At 65.5% G+C, this 16353-nt stretch carries 11 protein-coding genes; 5 read left to right on the top strand and 6 right to left on the bottom strand.

Annotation, left to right across the window (positions count from 1 at the left end):
* Positions 1 to 157: 157 nt before the first annotated feature.
* On the bottom strand, positions 158 to 355 hold the full coding sequence (locus ACQR1I_RS23125) for a hypothetical protein (protein WP_008964013.1): 198 nt from the start codon (positions 353 to 355) through the stop codon (positions 158 to 160).
* A gap of 433 nt (positions 356 to 788) precedes the next feature.
* On the opposite strand from ACQR1I_RS23125, the gene ACQR1I_RS23120 reads away from it, so the two are divergent.
* The 5 genes from ACQR1I_RS23120 (at position 789) to ACQR1I_RS23100 (ending at position 9616) form a co-directional block, all read left to right on the top strand.
* Positions 789 to 4103, top strand: a complete 3315-nt coding sequence (locus ACQR1I_RS23120) for a DUF2126 domain-containing protein (RefSeq protein WP_434868308.1) — start codon at positions 789 to 791, stop codon at positions 4101 to 4103.
* A 30-nt stretch (positions 4104 to 4133) separates the two neighbouring features.
* Positions 4134 to 6668, top strand: a complete 2535-nt coding sequence (locus ACQR1I_RS23115; protein WP_434868309.1) for a circularly permuted type 2 ATP-grasp protein — start codon at positions 4134 to 4136, stop codon at positions 6666 to 6668.
* A complete protein-coding gene (locus ACQR1I_RS23110; RefSeq protein WP_434868310.1) occupies positions 6665 to 7543 on the top strand; it encodes a transglutaminase family protein in 879 nt (292 codons plus the stop codon). The genes ACQR1I_RS23115 and ACQR1I_RS23110 overlap by 4 nt, the downstream gene beginning before the upstream one ends.
* A gap of 102 nt (positions 7544 to 7645) precedes the next feature.
* Entirely contained in the window at positions 7646 to 8026 is a 381-nt protein-coding gene (locus ACQR1I_RS23105; RefSeq protein ID WP_434868311.1) for a hypothetical protein, read from the top strand.
* A 1047-nt stretch (positions 8027 to 9073) separates the two neighbouring features.
* Complete coding sequence (locus ACQR1I_RS23100; RefSeq protein ID WP_434868312.1) at positions 9074 to 9616, top strand: DUF2867 domain-containing protein; 543 nt, start codon at positions 9074 to 9076, stop codon at positions 9614 to 9616.
* A gap of 31 nt (positions 9617 to 9647) precedes the next feature.
* On the opposite strand, the gene ACQR1I_RS23095 is transcribed toward ACQR1I_RS23100, so the two are convergent.
* From ACQR1I_RS23095 to ACQR1I_RS23075, 5 genes are all read right to left on the bottom strand, one after another.
* A complete protein-coding gene (locus ACQR1I_RS23095; RefSeq protein ID WP_434868313.1) occupies positions 9648 to 10577 on the bottom strand; it encodes an SMP-30/gluconolactonase/LRE family protein in 930 nt (309 codons plus the stop codon).
* A gap of 142 nt (positions 10578 to 10719) precedes the next feature.
* Positions 10720 to 12768: a PQQ-dependent sugar dehydrogenase gene (locus ACQR1I_RS23090; protein ID WP_434868314.1), complete on the bottom strand. Its 2049-nt coding sequence runs from the start codon at positions 12766 to 12768 to the stop codon at positions 10720 to 10722.
* A 13-nt stretch (positions 12769 to 12781) separates the two neighbouring features.
* Complete coding sequence (nhaD, locus tag ACQR1I_RS23085) at positions 12782 to 14065, bottom strand: sodium:proton antiporter NhaD (RefSeq protein WP_434868315.1); 1284 nt, start codon at positions 14063 to 14065, stop codon at positions 12782 to 12784.
* A gap of 109 nt (positions 14066 to 14174) precedes the next feature.
* On the bottom strand, positions 14175 to 15701 hold the full coding sequence (locus ACQR1I_RS23080) for a cryptochrome/photolyase family protein (protein ID WP_434868316.1): 1527 nt from the start codon (positions 15699 to 15701) through the stop codon (positions 14175 to 14177).
* A gap of 22 nt (positions 15702 to 15723) precedes the next feature.
* A complete protein-coding gene (locus ACQR1I_RS23075) occupies positions 15724 to 16317 on the bottom strand; it encodes an RNA polymerase sigma factor (protein WP_434868317.1) in 594 nt (197 codons plus the stop codon).
* Positions 16318 to 16353: the final 36 nt, after the last annotated feature.

Here is a 16353-nt window from a genome sequence, read left to right as displayed (position 1 = left end):
GTTGAATAGTGTTGCCGGCTGTTTCTACGCCGGCATCTGATCGCAGCTGAGACCGTGATGTAGCTGAGACTGGATCGCAACTGAGATCAGATGTCAGGTGATGAGCGCCGCCGTGGCCGGCCGTGCTGACGCGCGCGCGACAGCGGCGCAGAGCAATTTACCGCTGGTGGCCCAGGCCGATGCCGAGCGCCAGAGCCTTCTGGCGGAGCGAGCCTTCGGTCCGCTTCATCGCCTTGGCGATCTTGGCAACCGGGGTCTTGGACTTCGAGTGCTGCTTCAGCAGCTTGATGTCGGCCGGGGTGTAGGGTTTCCGCGCCAACTTCTTGGTAGCTGCCTTCTTAGCTGTCTTCGCCACTTGATTCTCCTTTGGGCAATGCGGGCTCTAAATAGCACGTGTAGTCGAGCTATCAAGCGATTGCGGCAAATGCAACGCTATTAGTTCGTGTTAGTTCATTAGCAGGGGTTAATCACTGCTTTGCCAACTTGGTCAATCTTCCGTGAGCATCTGCGGCATGGCCTGTGGACAACTATCCGAAGTAGGGCGCCACGGCTTGTTTGTTCTGCTCTCGTTCTTCCTGCGAGCCCGGATTGGGGCGGGCGCCCGCCGGAAAGACGACCACTGCGTGCAGTCCGTGACACATGATCGAGGCCTGATAGACGTAAACCTGGACGGAATGCCGCGTTGCGGGCTTAGGATTGTTCAATAGGCAGCTCTGCCCTTTGTTAGTGCTTGATCCCTGAGCATGGCAATGTTCTGCTCAAAAAAGTTGCTGGAGCGCTGAACCCACGTGTCAATCTACGTCGCATTACATCACGTCACTCATTACAAGTATGATCGTCCGGTCGCCCTGGGCCCGCAGACCATCCGCCTGCGTCCTGCACCACATACCAGGACGCCCGTGCTGAGCTATTCGCTCAAGGTCACGCCGCCTAATCATTTCGTGAATTGGCAGCAGGACCCGCAGGGAAACTGGCTGGCGCGCTATGTTTTCCCTGAGACGGTGAACGAACTCAAAATCGAGGTCGATTTCACCGCCCAGATGACCGTGATCAACCCGTTCGACTTCTTTATCGAGCCGTATGCCGACAGTTTTCCGTTCGCCTATCCCGACGTTCTCAAGGTGGAACTCGCGCCCTATCTGGAAACGATCGCGCCCGGACCATTGTTCGCGGAATACTTGAAGTCGATTCCCCGCGAGGCCGACAACACGGTCAACTATCTCGTTGATCTCAATGCACAGTTGCAGAAAAAGATTCGTTATATCATTCGGATGGAGCCGGGTGTTCAGACGCCTGAGGAAACACTGTCGTCGGCCGCAGGCTCCTGTCGCGACTCGGCGTGGCTGTTGATCCAGACGCTGCGGCATCTCGGCCTCGCCGCCCGTTTCGTCTCCGGCTACTTGATTCAACTGCGTCCTGATATCGATCCGGTGGAAGGTCCGGTCGAGGTCGAGAGTGACTTCACTGATCTGCATGCCTGGGCCGAGGTCTATCTGCCCGGTGCTGGATGGATCGGCTTCGACGTCACCTCGGGCATGCTCGCGGGCGAGGGGCATATCCCGGTCGCAGCGACGCCACATTATCACTCGGCCGCGCCGATCAGCGGCAGTGCCGGATTTGCCGAGGTCGAGTTCGCCTTCGAGATGAATGTGAGGCGCATCCGCGAAGCGCCGCGGATCACGCGACCTTTTTCTGATGAGTCCTGGGACAAGCTCGACCGGCTCGGCGAGGCCGTCGATGCCGATCTCGCGGCCAATGACGTTCGCCTGACGATGGGCGGTGAGCCGACCTTCGTGTCGATCGACGACATGGAATCGGCGGAGTGGAACACCGCCGCCGTCGGCCCGGCCAAGCGCGGACTGGCGGACGAACTGATCAGACGTCTGCGGTCGCGCTTCGCGCCCGGCGGTCTGCTGCATTATGGTCAGGGCAAATGGTATCCGGGCGAGAGCCTGCCGCGCTGGGCGTTCGGACTGTACTGGCGCAAGGACGGCGAGCCGATCTGGCGCAATCCGGATCTGATCGCGAGCGTCGATGGCCCCCGTGTCGCCACGATCGTGGACGCACAGCGTTTTCTCGACACAACGGCGGAAACGCTCGGGCTCGAGCCGGACTACGTGCTACCGGCGTTCGAAGATCCCGCGCATTGGCTGCAGAAGGAAGCGGCACTCCCGGAAAACGTCGACGCGCTCGATTCCAAGCTGGACGACCCGGAAGAGCGCGCGCGGATGGCGCGGGTATTCGACGAAGGACTGCATATCCCGCGCGGCTTCGTGCTGCCGATCCAGCGTTGGAACGCAAGGCCAAGCCGCTGGCGCAGCGAGCGCTGGGGTCTCCGGCGCAAGCGATTGTTCCTGATTCCCGGCGATTCGCCGCTCGGCCTGCGGCTGCCGATCAATTCGCTGGCCTACATTCCGCCGGAAGATTTCCCGTATATTCACGAGCAGGATCCGATGGAGGCGCGCGGGCCGCTGCCGCTCTACACCCAGGGGCGTCCGGTCATCGTGCCGCAGGTGCCGCCGTTGAAGGCGCTCGAGCGCGCGCCGCAGCCGCAGCAGGACGTGCAGTATCAGTACTGGGGTGGGTTCGGCGTGCGCACCGCGCTGTCGGTCGAGATCCGCGACGGCATTCTCTGCGTGTTCATGCCGCCGGTGGAAAACATCGAGGATTACCTGGAGTTGGTCGCAACGGTTGAAGCGACCGCCGAGGCGATGCAGCTCAAGGTGCATGTCGAAGGTTATGCGCCGCCGTTCGATCCGCGCATCGAGGTCATCAAGGTGACGCCGGATCCGGGCGTGATCGAAGTCAACATCCAGCCTGCCCAGAGCTGGCGGCAGGCTGTCGACATCACCTTCGGCCTTTATGAGGATGCCGCGAAGGTGCGGCTCGGCGCCAATCGCTTCCTGATCGACGGCCGCCACACCGGCACCGGCGGCGGCAATCACGTCGTCGTCGGCGGCTCGTCGCCACCGGACTCGCCCTTCCTGCGCCGCCCGGATCTCCTGAAGAGCCTGGTGCTGTACTGGCAGCGGCATCCGGCGCTGTCTTATTTGTTCTCCGGCATGTTCATCGGGCCGACCAGCCAGGCGCCGCGCATCGACGAGGCCCGGCACGACAGCCTGTATGAGCTCGAAATCGCGCTCGCCAACGTGCCGTTCCCAGGACAAAGCGTGCCGCTGTGGCTGGTCGATCGTCTCTTCAGGCATCTCCTGGTCGACATCACCGGCAACACCCATCGCTCGGAGATCTGCATCGACAAGCTGTATTCGCCGGAGGGGCCGACCGGTCGTCTCGGCCTGGTCGAATTCCGCGCGCTCGAAATGCCGCCCGATCCGCGCATGTCGCTGGCGCAGCAGCTGCTGATCCGCGCGCTGATCGCCAAGCTGTGGCGCGAGCCGCAGGACGGCAAGTTCGTACGCTGGGGCACGGCGCTGCATGACCGCTTCATGCTGCCGCACTTCATCTGGGAAGACTTTCTTGATGTGCTGGATGAGCTCCGCTCGTCCGGCTACGACTTCTCGCCGGAATGGTACCAGGCCCAGCTCGAGTTCCGTTTTCCGACCTTCGGCCGGGTGCAGCATGGCGGCGTGACGCTGGAGCTGCGCCAAGCGCTGGAGCCCTGGCACGTGCTGGGCGAGGAGGGTGCGGCGGGCGGCACCGTGCGCTATGTCGACAGCTCGGTCGAGCGGCTGCAAGTGAAGGCTGAAGGCTTCGTCGAGGGCCGTCATCTCATCACCTGCAATGGTAGGAGAATGCCGATGACCTTGACGGGGCGCTCGGCAGAGGCGGTGGCGGCGGTGCGCTTCAAGGCCTGGCAGCCTGCGTCCGGCCTGCACCCGACCATTCCCGTGCATTCGCCGCTGACGTTCGACCTGATCGACACCTGGAACGGCCGCTCGCTCGGCGGCTGCGTCTATCACGTGGCGCATCCCGGCGGACGCAACTACGACACCAAGCCGATCAACTCCTACGAGGCGGAGGCGCGCCGGCTGGCCCGCTTCCAGGATCACGGCCACACTCCCGGACGAATCGCGCTGCCGCCGGAGGAACGCACAAATGAATTCCCGATGACGCTCGACTTGCGCAGGCCGCTCCTGCATTGATGGGGACGCGTTGGTGCGGAGGATGAGGGAATGGACGGCCCGAGCGGCAAGGACCAGGGAGCAAGACCCGCCGGTCAGCCCGTGACGGCCCGCCCAGCGTTGCGCCGTGTCGCGCAATGGGCGCGTGACTATGCCCGGCTGCCGGGAATCCCCGACGAGTTCATCGCCGCGGATGGCGAGCCGCGCCCGGTCTGGACCCGGTTTGCCGACACCTTTGCCGCGCTGGCGCCGACCGACATCGACCGTCGTTTCGCCTCGGCCGATCGTCATCTGCGCGAGGCCGGCGTCACCTATCGCTCGCCCGGCGACAATGCCGAGCGTTCCTGGCCGCTCAGCCACCTGCCGCTGCTGATCGACGAGGCCGAGTGGGCGCAGCTGTCGCAAGGCATCGCTCAACGCGCCGAGTTGCTCGAACACGTCCTTCAGGACATTTACGGCGATGGGCGTCTGATCGCGAGCGGCGCGCTGCCGGCGGCCGCGGTGGCCGGATCCAGCGAATATCTGCGCCCGGTCTGCGGCGTCAAACCGCCGGGCGGACGCTTTCTCAGCCTCTACGCCGCCGACATCGGCCGCGGTCCCGACGGCCGCTGGTGGGTGCTCAGCGATCGAACGCAGGCACCCTCGGGCATGGGCTACGCGCTGGAAAACCGGCTGGTGCTGTCGCGCGCGTTCTCGTCGATCTACAAGTCGATGAATGTCGAGCGTCTCGCGCCGTTCTTCGAATCGTTTCGCGACGCGCTGCGCGCCAGCGCCGATCGCGACGAGCCGCGCATCGGCGTGCTCACTCCGGGCACCTTCAGCGAGACCTATTTCGAGCACGCGACCTTGGCGCGCTATCTCGGCTTCCTGCTGGTCGAGGGCGACGACCTCGCGGTCAGCGGCGACCGCGTGCACATCCGCACCGTCGCCGGCCTCAAGCGCCTCGACGTGCTCCTGCGCCGGCTCGATTCCAACTCGCTCGATCCGCTCGAGCTCGATGCCGCCTCGCGGCTCGGCGTCGCCGGGCTGATGGACGTCGTTCGCAAGGGCGGCGTCGTGCTCGCCAACATGCCAGGCTCCGGCGTGCTCGAAGCGCGCGCGCTGCTCGGCTTCCTGCCGAGCCTGTGCCGCCGCGTGCTCGGCGAGGATCTCAAGATCCCGCATATCGCGACCTGGTGGTGCGGACAGAAATCGGCGCGCGACGAGGTGCTGTCGCGGTTCGACGAGTTCGCCATCGAAGGCGCCTATGGTCGCGCCGTGCCGGGCTTTGCCGAGACCGGTCCGGTGCTGACGAGCGAGCTTTCGGCCGCCGAGCGCGAGCGGCTGCGCAATGCGGTCGCCCAGCGCGGCATCGACTATGTCGGGCAGGAGGTGGTGCGGCTGTCGACCACGCCGGTGTGGCAGGACGGACGGATCAAGCCGCGACCGTTCGTGCTGCGGGTGTTCGCGGCGGCCACGCCGGACGGCTGGACCGTGATGCCCGGCGGCTTCTGTCGCATCGCCGACGAGCCCGACGCGCGTGCGGTGTCGATGGGCGACGGCGTGCGGGCGGCGGATGTCTGGGTCGTCGCCGACAAGGCGGTGGCGGCCCGCAGCCTGCTGCCGGGCTCCGACAACGTCCGCATCCGCCGCATCGCCGGCGTGCTGCCGAGCCGCGCGGCCGACAATCTGTTCTGGCTCGGCCGCTACCTGGAGCGCGCCGAGGCGACCGTTCGGCTGATCCGCGCGCTCGCGGCTCAGCATCGTGATCCCGGCAAGGGCTCGCCGGCGCAGCTCAACACCGCCGAGCGCATCCAGCGGCTGCTGCTGGCGTGGGGCGCGATCGAACAGACCTCGCGGACCAAGGGGCCGCAGGTCGCGGCCGAGGCCTTGCAGTCCGAGGAGCAGTTCGGCTCCGCCGTGTCGTTGCTGCGATCGGCCCAGCGCACCGCAACCTCGCTGCGCGAGCGGCTGTCGCCGGACGCCTGGCAGGTCATCACCGAGATGCCGGGCCGGCTCGCGCAGGAGGCCGAGGACGAGGATGCCATTCTCAGCATCGCCGAGCTGACGCTCGAGAAGCTCGCGACCTTCGCGGGCCTCGCCCAGGAGAACATGAATCGCGCCGCCGGCTGGCGCTTCCTCGACATGGGACGCCGTGCCGAGCGCGCCATCAACACCGCGCGCTTCGCCCGCCAGTTCGGCTATGACGAGGCGACGCCCGAGGATCTCGACGTCCTGCTCACGCTGGTCGACTGCCAGATCACCTATCGCTCGCGCTATCTGATCGGGCCGTCGCTGGCGCCGATCCGCGATCTCGTGGTGCTCGACCTGTATAATCCGCGCTCGATCGCGTTCCAGATCGAAACGCTGAACGAGCACATCGCCGGTCTGCCGGTGCTGAAGGAGAACGGATTGATCGAGCGGCCGCAGCGGCTGTCGGTGTCGCTCGGGGCGCGGCTGACCGCAGCGGAGGCGGCGCATCTCGACGGCCGTACGCTGTTTGCGCTGGAGCAGGATCTGCTCAATCTGTCGGAGGCGATCGGCCAGCATTACTTCCCGCATGGTCCGAACGCGACGCGGCCGGAAAAGCTGACGGGCCTCGCGTGATCTACGACATCCGCCATGTCACGACCTACGAGTATGAGAGCGCGGTCAGCTTCGCGCGCTGCTCGCTGCGGCTGGAGCCGCTGAGCGGCGACGGCCAGGAGCTGATCTCCCACAGCGTCGACATCCGGCCGCGCCCGTCGGAGCGCACCGCGCGGCGCGACTTCTTCGGCACCCTGACCGAGAGCGTCGTCATCGACACGCAGCATCGGCATCTGCGCATCGACTCGCGCTCGCGCGTGAAGCTGTCGCGCAAGCCGCCGGAGCGCACCGCCGCGAGCGCCGCCTGGGAGAGCGTGCGCGATGCGGCGTTCGAGGCGACCAGCCTCGGCCCGTCGTCGCCGATCGGCTATGTCTTTGCCAGCGCGCTGGTGCCGGTGCTGCAGCCGCTGACCGACTACGCAGCCGCCAGCTTCCCACCCGACACGGGCGTCCTGGCGGGCGCGGCCGACCTGATGCAGCGCATCCGTAAGGAGTTTCGCTACGACCCGAAGGCGACGGTGATCTCGACGCCGCTGCGCGAGGTGTTCGACAATCGTCACGGCGTCTGCCAGGACTTTGCCCATGTGATGATCGCGGGCCTGCGCGGTCTCGGTCTGCCGGCGGCCTATGTCAGCGGCTATCTGCGCACCATTCCGCCCGAGGGACAGCCGCGGCTGCAGGGCGCCGACGCGACGCACGCCTGGGTGTCGCTGTGGTGCGGCGAGGCGCTCGGCTGGATCGGCTTCGATCCGACCAATGATCTCTTGGTCGGCAATGATCACATCATTCTCGGCATCGGCCGTGATTTCTCCGACGTCTCGCCGGTCGACGGCATCATCGTCGGTTCGCGCAAGCAGAAGCTCGGGGTCGCCGTCGACGTCGTGATGGTCGAGTAGCGCGGTTCCCGTGACCGGAACTGCCGGAACAATTTTCCCGCATCTCACTTGATCCGCCCGAGGGGCCCGGCTGGGGGCTTGCTGTCCCAATCGAGCAATGGAGTGATCGACATGAAGCGTGTTGCAATCGTGATTGGTCTCGTCGGTGCCTGCGTCGCCGGCGCTGCGTCGGCCCAGCCGAGTGCGAACCTCACCGGCACCTACCGCTGCATCCAGATGTGCCGCGACGGCATGATCGGCGCGCCCGCATTCGTGACCCAGAACGGCGATTCGGTGAATCTGACCACCGAGACCGGCGAGTCCCTCCAGGCCTGGCCGGACTGGAATGCGCCCAACAGCCGGCTCTGGATCGATGCCCGTGACGAAAGCGCGGTCTATTCGCCCGACGGCATGCGCATCCAGTTCGACGACGGCCGCGTCTGGCAGCGCGATCTGCCGCCGCCGATCATCGTCCGCCGCGCGCCGGTGGTGTACGGGCGGTAAAGGCACTTTGCGCGCCTTCTGCGCAACTTGCGGCCGGGCGCACACGCGATGTTGTGATGCGAGCTGTCGCCTAACAAATAGTGTCGTCCCGGCGAACGCCGGGACCCATAACCCCGATTGGTTGTTAGGCGGCACGCTGGTCGCCACAGCTCGCACATAATTCCCGCCGCAGCGTATGGGTCCCGGATCGGCGCCGCACCAACGCTGTCGCGTTGGCGCAGCTTGTCCGGGACGACAGCTGTGTTTGTTGCTGGATGTCTGCATAACCTCAGCATCTGATTTTTCTCTCACTGTCATCGTCCGCGAAGGCGGACGATCCAGTATCCACCTGCAGTGGTTATGAACGGAAAGGCCGCGGCGTACTGGATGCCCGCCTGCGCGGGCATGACGCCGAGTATGACGTGGCGGTCTCGCGACACCATGTGCCCGAGTCATGATCGATCGCTCGACCCTCCGGTGAAAGAGGGCGCAGGGAATGCCGGGTGAGGGCCTCACCCATGGCCCGCCTGCGAAAAAATGCAGGCGGCAGGAACCACAGGCAAAGCCGGTCAACCGGCATTCCCTGCGCGATGGCTTTACGACTTATACGTGGTCTCCCTGGTGCGCCGGGCTTTCTGGCCACCATCCCCAGCGCGATCGTATGCGCCAGGTTGACACCAGCGTCGGGGTGTCAGGACATCACGACTTCACCGTGCGCATGATGCTGTTCGTCGGCGCGACTGAACACGCTGCAGCACCACACGCCCACCGCTCCCCAGGCTCCACGTTCGTGACGATCGCGATCCGCCCCTCTCACGAGCCCGGGATGTGCTGATAGATCGATCTGATTTGCCCGACGGGGCAAGTGAAGAGGTGTGCGACAAACTGGCACGACGGGCAGTTTGAGCATGACGGATCTGCTGAAATAGCCGAGCCGTCATGTCGGAGGTTCGCGCCTCGCGACGTGGCGGCGCGTCAAATCGCCATGGGCGGCGGTTCGGCATGCTTGTATCAGCATGACGGGATTGCCTGTATGACTCTGCCGGCAAACGTCGGGGAACGAGACCGATGCGATATGGACGATCCTCGACCGCGATCCAGGAAACGTCGTTTCCGATCGTATCGCTGATCGATCAGGCGTTGCTGCTGCGATGTGATTATCGCGAGTCGATTGCTATCGATCTCAGTCGTCCTGATGTGTGTCCCGTCGACGCCTTCTTCGCCATTTTCGGTCACCGGCCCGGATGGTTGAAGGCGATCCTCATCGTCCGCAACGCGCTCGTGGCCCCGTTCGGGTTGGAGGTGACCAGCCGCCGCGATCTTCTCTCGGTTGCACGGAAGTCCGACTACGCGGAAGGCGAAAGCCTGGTCGGGTGGACGATCTTCGCCCACACCCCGGATGAGCTCATTGTCGGGCGCAACAACGCGCATCTCGACTTTCGGGTGTCCCTCTTGCGCGACGATCCCAAGCGGCAAGCCCGCATGGTCATCTCCACGGTATGTGATGCCCACAACGCCTTTGGCGTCGCCTATCTGAAAGCCGTGCTGCCGTTTCACAAACGCGGATTTCGGTGGCTGATATCACGCGCTCGCGCTGGCGGGCGGCTCTGATCGAGGGGAGTCTCTCGTTGGCTTGCAAGATTTAGCATGCTCGTCGCTGCAGGCAGTGCTCGCGTCCTTCGACATCGGTGCGGAACGACTCGACGAATCCGCCCTGGCGCTGCGTCACGTACACGGTCTTGCCGTCGCTGCCGCCGAAGGCGAGGTTGGTCGGCTCCTTCGCCTTGAGCGCGATCTCCCGGATGACGCGGCCGTCGGAGGCGAGCACGGCGATGCTGCCTTTCAGGATGCGCGCGACGAACAGCCGGCCGCTGGCATCGGTGCGCAGGCCGTCGATCGTGTTCGGCTCGAATTTCGCGATCTGCTTCGGCCGTGTCAGCGCGTCGCCCTCGATCGTGTAGGACCAGACCTCGCCGCTGTTGGACTCGCCGACATAGAGCGTGCGCCCATCGGGGCTGAGGTCGATGCCATTGGCGGTGCCCATGGCGCGCGGCGCGGTCATCGCCGCGCCCTGCATCGTGCCGTCCGTGCTCTTCGCGATGCGCCAGATGCGGCCGCTGCGCGCCTTCCAGTTGGGATCGCTCGCGTAAATCGCGCCGTCGCGCGCCAGCGTAATGTCGTTGGGCTGGCTCATGTCGTCGGCATGGAAGACGACGTTCGGCGCGGTCGTGCCGGGCGCAATGGCGAAGACGTTGTGCTTCTTGTAGTCGGCAACGTACATGGTGCCGCCGGCGTCGATCCGGATCGCATTGCCGATGCTGCCCTCGGGCAGCTCGGTGAATTTCTCCGACGCCGCCGCTTCAGGTGCCAGCCGGCCGATGGTGCCGGGCTTGCCGAAATTAACGACATAGAGATTGCCGTTGCGATCGACCGCGGGACCCTCGATGCCGAAGGTGTATTCGCCTGGGGGTGTGAGCTGCGTGCTTTCGAACAGCTTTGGTGCGGCGAGGGCAGGCGAGCTCGCCAGCAGGAGCGCAACTGCCGCAAGGCGCGAGATGCGTAGGGTGGGCAAAGGCGCAAGGCAATGCTGCCTGCGTCGAAATGCGGTCGCGTGCGCGCCGTGCCCACCATCACGGGCACCGGCGCTTGTGGCCGGTGGGCACGCATCGCCTTCGGCGATTGCTTTGCCTACCCTACGGGTCACGACCGCGTGGTCAGAGCGGCACCAGGAACTGCTGTTGGATGTAATAGCCATTGTCGTCCGTGCAGGCGCCGTTGAGATAGGTGTCGGCTGGCCGGAAGAAACGGCTGAAGCCGGGCTTATTGACGGCAGACCTTTCGGTCACCACGACGACCTTGCCGAACGGAATGTCGCCGCATTCGCGGCCGTCGGCGGCGAAGAACTTGCGATGTGGCGGGCCGCCCGGTTTGACGCGCATGCGGGTTCCCGGGACCATGCGCGCGACGAGGGCGTCGGCCAAGTCAAGCAGCTTGGCGTAGCCTGGTTCCGTCTTGATGAGATTGCCGCCTGGGGGCATCGGCCGTTCGGCGCCAAGGCCGCGCAAACGCTGCCGCAGTCGGCCGGAGTCGGGATCGCCCGGAGTGACCCAGCCATCCTGCGCCAGCACGAAGCGCAGCACGGCGCGGTCCTTGTCGAATTCCGACTGTCCTGCCTTGAGACCGAAATCGGAATGGCAGCCCATGCAGTGCTTCTCGATCAGGTTCTTGCGCACGGTGGTCAGCCGCGTGCGGCTCGCGCCGTCGCTCTCGACGAAAGCCGCCAGGCGCTCGATGAGCGCGTTGCTCCTGGTGTCGCAGGGCAGGGGGTCGGAGGCGGCAGTGTCGGTGCGGTCGATGCGGATGATCGTCTGGTTCTTGTCCTCGACCAGCCAGATCGCGCCATCGTCGGCGATGGTCATGCCGACCGGAGCGCCTTGCGGCCGGATGCCGTTGACACGATGCCATCCCGAAATGAGCTCGTCGAAGGCGGCGGCTGGAACCTGACCGGTCGCGGTCTGAAAGGCGCGCGTAGGTTCGGCAGCGCAGCTGACGTGATAGCGGACCGGCGCGGAGTTCAATTTCGGAAAGCCATGCTCGTCGACCTCGTAGGCGAGCAGTCGGCTGCCGGTCGGCCGATAGCCGTGCAGTCCGACCAGCAGCCGGCCCTTCAGATCCGGGAAGCGATCGCCGGTGTAGTAGAGCATGCCGAGCGGCGCGCCATGCGGCGGCAGCAGCGACCAGGGTTGCCTGTATTGCGCGGACGTGTTGCAGAAGTTCTTGTAGGCGCCCGACTGCAGCACGCGCTTGAACTCGGGACTGGGTGTCGTGAGATCGTAGCAATACGGCCAGCCATAGTGGCCGCCTTGCGCGACCGCATTGAGCTCTTCGTTGGGGGCGAAGACGTCCTGCAGGTCGCGCGCATTCTCGCCTTGCAGAAAGGCGCTGCCGGGATCGGGAAACTGCGGATGCAGCGCCAGCGCCATCGAGTTGCGCAGGCCGCGCGCGAACACCTCGTGCGGCGGATTGGCGTCGCTGGTCTTCAGCGCCGGAAAGACACCGCTCGCGGGCGGCGTGAACAGCCAGATCGCCCCGAGCGGCGAGGGGCCCTCGGCGACGGCACAGGGTTTTGTGATCGGCCCCGGCGACAGGCAGTTGTCGCTGTGCGAGCCGATGTTGACGAACAATCGCCCGGTGCGGTCGAACGCGAAGGCCTTCAGCGGATGCGCGCTCTCGGTGATACGCGTGCCATCGGGCAGGGTGAGCTTGCGTCCGGGCAGGTCGCGAATGATGGTCTCGATCGTCGCGCGTGGATTGGCGGCCAGCGGATCGAAGCGGAAGATCGACGTATCAGTCGAGGCGTAGATCCTGCCGTCGGGACCGACCGCAAGTCCGAACGGATAGGAAAGCCGGGTCACGGCTTCACGGATGCGCTGGCCCGCGGGCGCTGCTGGGTCGAGGATCAGCAGGCGGCCGTCCTCGTGGCCCCAACCGCCCATGTCGGCGACGACGAACAGCGGCTTGCCCGGAATCTGCACGATGCTGCGGGGAAATTTCAGCCCATCGTCGCGGCTCGCGACCAACCCGGCGCAGTAACCGGCCTTCATGTCGATCTGCAGCCGCGGAAAGGCGAACTGAGCATCGCCGCAGTCTGCCGGGCCTAGCGCGTAGCCGCTCCGGGTCGTGGCGTCCTCGGCGCGGCTTCCGCCGGCACCTGCCAGAATGGTCGCCGCCACAAGTGCAAGACTGCGCCACGACCATCGCATGTGATGACCCTGTTCAGTGCAGCAGATTGTACTGGATGATGTAGGCCGCCGCGCCGGCGAAATAGCCGAGCAGGGCGATGCCGCTGATGCGGCGCACGTACCAGAAGAAGTGGATGTTCTCGAGCCCCATCGCAGCGACGCCCGCGGCCGAGCCGATGATCAGGATCGAGCCGCCGGTGCCGGCGCAATAGGCGACGAACTCCCAAAGGAAGCTGTCTGGCGGATATTGGCTGAGGCTGTACATGCCCATGGATGCTGCGACCAGCGGCACATTGTCGATCACGGCGCTGGCGAGGCCGAGCACGATGACGATGAGATCGAGCCGGCCGACCGTGCGGTCGAGCCATTGGGCCAGCGCCTGCAGGATATGGGTGTGTTCGAGGGCTGCCACGGCCAGCAGGATGCCGATGAAGAACACGATGGAGGGCATGTCGATGCGGGTCAGCGCATGCACCAGAGTGAGGCGCTGCTTCTGCTCGGAGGCCTTCTCGCGATGGATGATCTCGCCGACCATCCAGAGCAGGCCGAGGCCGAACAGGATGCCCATGAACGGCGGTAAGCCTGTTGCGGCCTTGAACAGCGGCACCGCGACCAGAATGCCAAGCCCCATGAAGAACATCAGGTTGCGCTCGAACGGCAGGATCGGGCTGATGGATGCGAGTCCCGCGCTCGCCGGCGGCACGAGCTGCTTGCCGCGCAGGGTGAAGCTGACGACGGCGAGCGGCACCAGCAAATTCAACAGCGAGGGGATGAACACCGACTTCATGATCGAAAGCGGCGTGATCTGGCCGCCGATCCACAGCATCGTGGTGGTGACGTCGCCGATCGCCGACCAGGCGCCGCCGGCATTGGCCGCGATGACGATGATCGCGGCGAACACCAGCCGGTCCTCGTCGCGGCCGGACAGCTTCTTCATCAGCGACACCATCACGATCGCGGTCGTGAGGTTGTCCAGCATGGCGCTGAGGAAGAAGGTGACGAAGCCGACCAGCCAGACCAGCGTCACCTGGCTGCGGGTGCCGATCAGCGAGGTCACGACCTCGAAACCGTTATGGGCGTCGATCACCTCGACGATGGTCATGGCGCCGATCAGGAAGAAGATGATCTGCGCCGTCGACGCCACGGATTCGTTGAGCTCGCCGGCCACGGCAGCGGGTATGCCGCCCATGACAGCATAGATCGTCCACATCAGCCCGGCGCCGACCAGCGCGGTGGCAGCCTTGTTGATCCGGAACGGATTTTCCAGCGCTACCGCGGCATAGGCGAGCGCAAACACGGCAACGATGGCAGCGGTCATGGGCGGGGCATTCCGGACTGGGGATCGGCGGGCAGGAAGGAACTGCCCAAGATATGACCGATCGGCCGCTTGCCAGCAAGCCGTGAGCGCCGTTCAGGAAGCCGAGCGATCAGACCATCGCTGCGGTGATCGTCTCGGCGTGGCTGCGGATGGCGCGGATCTCCGCCGCGCTGCGCCGCTCCAGGTTGACGTACTGGTTGCGCATCCGGCCGTTGTTGGCGAAGCGGCGGCGATGCTTGGCGAGGAAGCTCCAATACAGCGTCGTGAACGGGCAGGCCTTGTCACCGGTCGCCTGCTTCGGGTCGTAGCGGCAGTTGCGGCAATGGTCGCTCATGCGGTCGATGTAGTGGCCCGAGGCCGCATAGGGCTTGGTGCCGACCACGCCGCCATCACCATGCTGGCTCATGCCGAGCGTGTTGGGCAGCGACACCCAGTCGACGGCGTCGTGGAACATCGACATATGCCACAGATGCACGTCGTAGGGCTTCACGCCGAGCAGCATCGCGAACAGGCCCAGCACCATCAGCCGCTCGATGTGATGCGCATAGGCGTGGTCGATGGTGTGGCCGATCGCCTGCGACAGGCAGCGCATCTCGGTCTCGCCGGTCCAGTAGAAGCGCGGCATCGGCAGATTGGCTTCGAGCGCGTTCTCCTCGGCGTAGTGCGGCATGCGCTGCCAATAGATGCCGCGGACGAATTCGCGCCAGCCGATGATCTGGCGCACGAAGCCCTCCAGCGCGTTCAGTGGCGCGTTGCGGCTCTCGAGCGCGGCGTCGACGACTTCGCGCGGATTGAGCATGTGCAGGTTGAGCGCGCCCGACAGCCGCGAGTGATACAGGAACGGCTCGTCGGTCAGCATCGCATCCTGATAGGTGCCGAACAGCGACAGCCGCCAGGCGACGAAGTCCGACAGCTCGGTCAGCGCATCGACCCGCGACACCGGCAGGTCGAAACGGTCGAGCTTGCCGGGGCTGTTGGCAAACCGCGCCGCCACCAGCTTGAGCACGTCGCGCGTGATCGCGTCGGGCGCGTAGGATCGGGGGACGGGGATCGGCGGGCGCGACTTGCCGAACCCCTTGCGGTTCTCGGCGTCGAAATTCCAGCTGCCGCCGATCGGCCGGCCGCTTTCGTCGATCAAGAGCCCGGTCTTGCGGCGCATCGCGCGGTAGAACGTCTCCATGATCGGCCGCGGATGGCGCTCGGTGAAGGCGTCGAACTCGTCGGCGGTGCAGAGGAAGTGGCGGTCGGCGCGGAATTCGATCCGCTGCGGCAGCTGCTGAAGCTTCTGGCGCACGCGCCAGTCGCCGGGCTCCAGCACGATCGTTGCCTGCGGCTGCAGCGCCGCCTGATGACGCGCGATCTCGCTCTCGAGGCTTCCGGTGTTGGCGGGATCGTCGAGCCGGACATAATGGCCGCGGCGGCCGCGGCCGGCGAGGTCGGCGTGGAAGTGGCGCATGGACGCAAGGAAGAAGGCGATGCGCATCTTGTGCTGCGGCACGTAAGTCGCCTCGTCGTCGACCTCCATCTGCAGCACGGCATCCTGCTCCGGATCGAAGCCGTCGAAGGCAGCCGAATCGGCGTCGAGCTGGTCGCCCAGCACGACAACGAGATGTCTCACGGCACGTATGCTGGTCATCGTATCCAGATCATGCGGCAGGTCACGCCACGGCGGCGGTGACGTTGTGGGCGTGCCCGAGACAATCCTTGCGCACGGCGATCAGGCTGCGGTGCAGCCAGGTCTTGATGGTCCCGACCGGCACGCCGAACCGCTCCGACAGCCGCGTCCGGCTCTCACCCTCCAGATAGGCCAGCGCCAGCAGCCGCCGGCGCTCGGCCGGTAGCCGCTTAAGCGCCTCGCGGGCGATCGGTTCCGCTTGCGCGTAGTCGAATTCATCATCCTGCTCGGCCGCGGGATCGGCGATGGCGAACGCCTCGTCGAGCTCCGAGGTCGGCACGCCGGTGGCGCGCAGCGCGTCGATCGCGGTGTTGCGCATGATCGTGCACATCCAGGTGATGGGTGAGGCGCGCGCAGGATCGAACGACGCTGCGTTGCGCCAGATCTTCAGGTAGCCGTCCTGCAGGATGTCATCGAGGTCGGCGGAGGAGGGCAGCAGGGCACGCACGGTCTTGCGCATCTTCAAGATGGTTGCGGCATGAAGCTCGGCAAAGGCTAGCTCGTCGCGGCGTCCGGCACGTTCCAGCAAGGCAACGAGACGCGCGCCGTACCTCTTTTCCGCGCTTGCTGACCGCATCTCGCTCCTCCATCCGTTTCACTTGGTCGGAAACGG

It is taken from the genome of Bradyrhizobium sp. HKCCYLS2038 (assembly GCF_051167655.1).
Lineage (GTDB): Bacteria > Pseudomonadota > Alphaproteobacteria > Rhizobiales > Xanthobacteraceae > Bradyrhizobium.
Note: the sequence above shows the minus strand (reverse complement) of the source record. Positions and strands in the feature narration are given on the sequence as shown.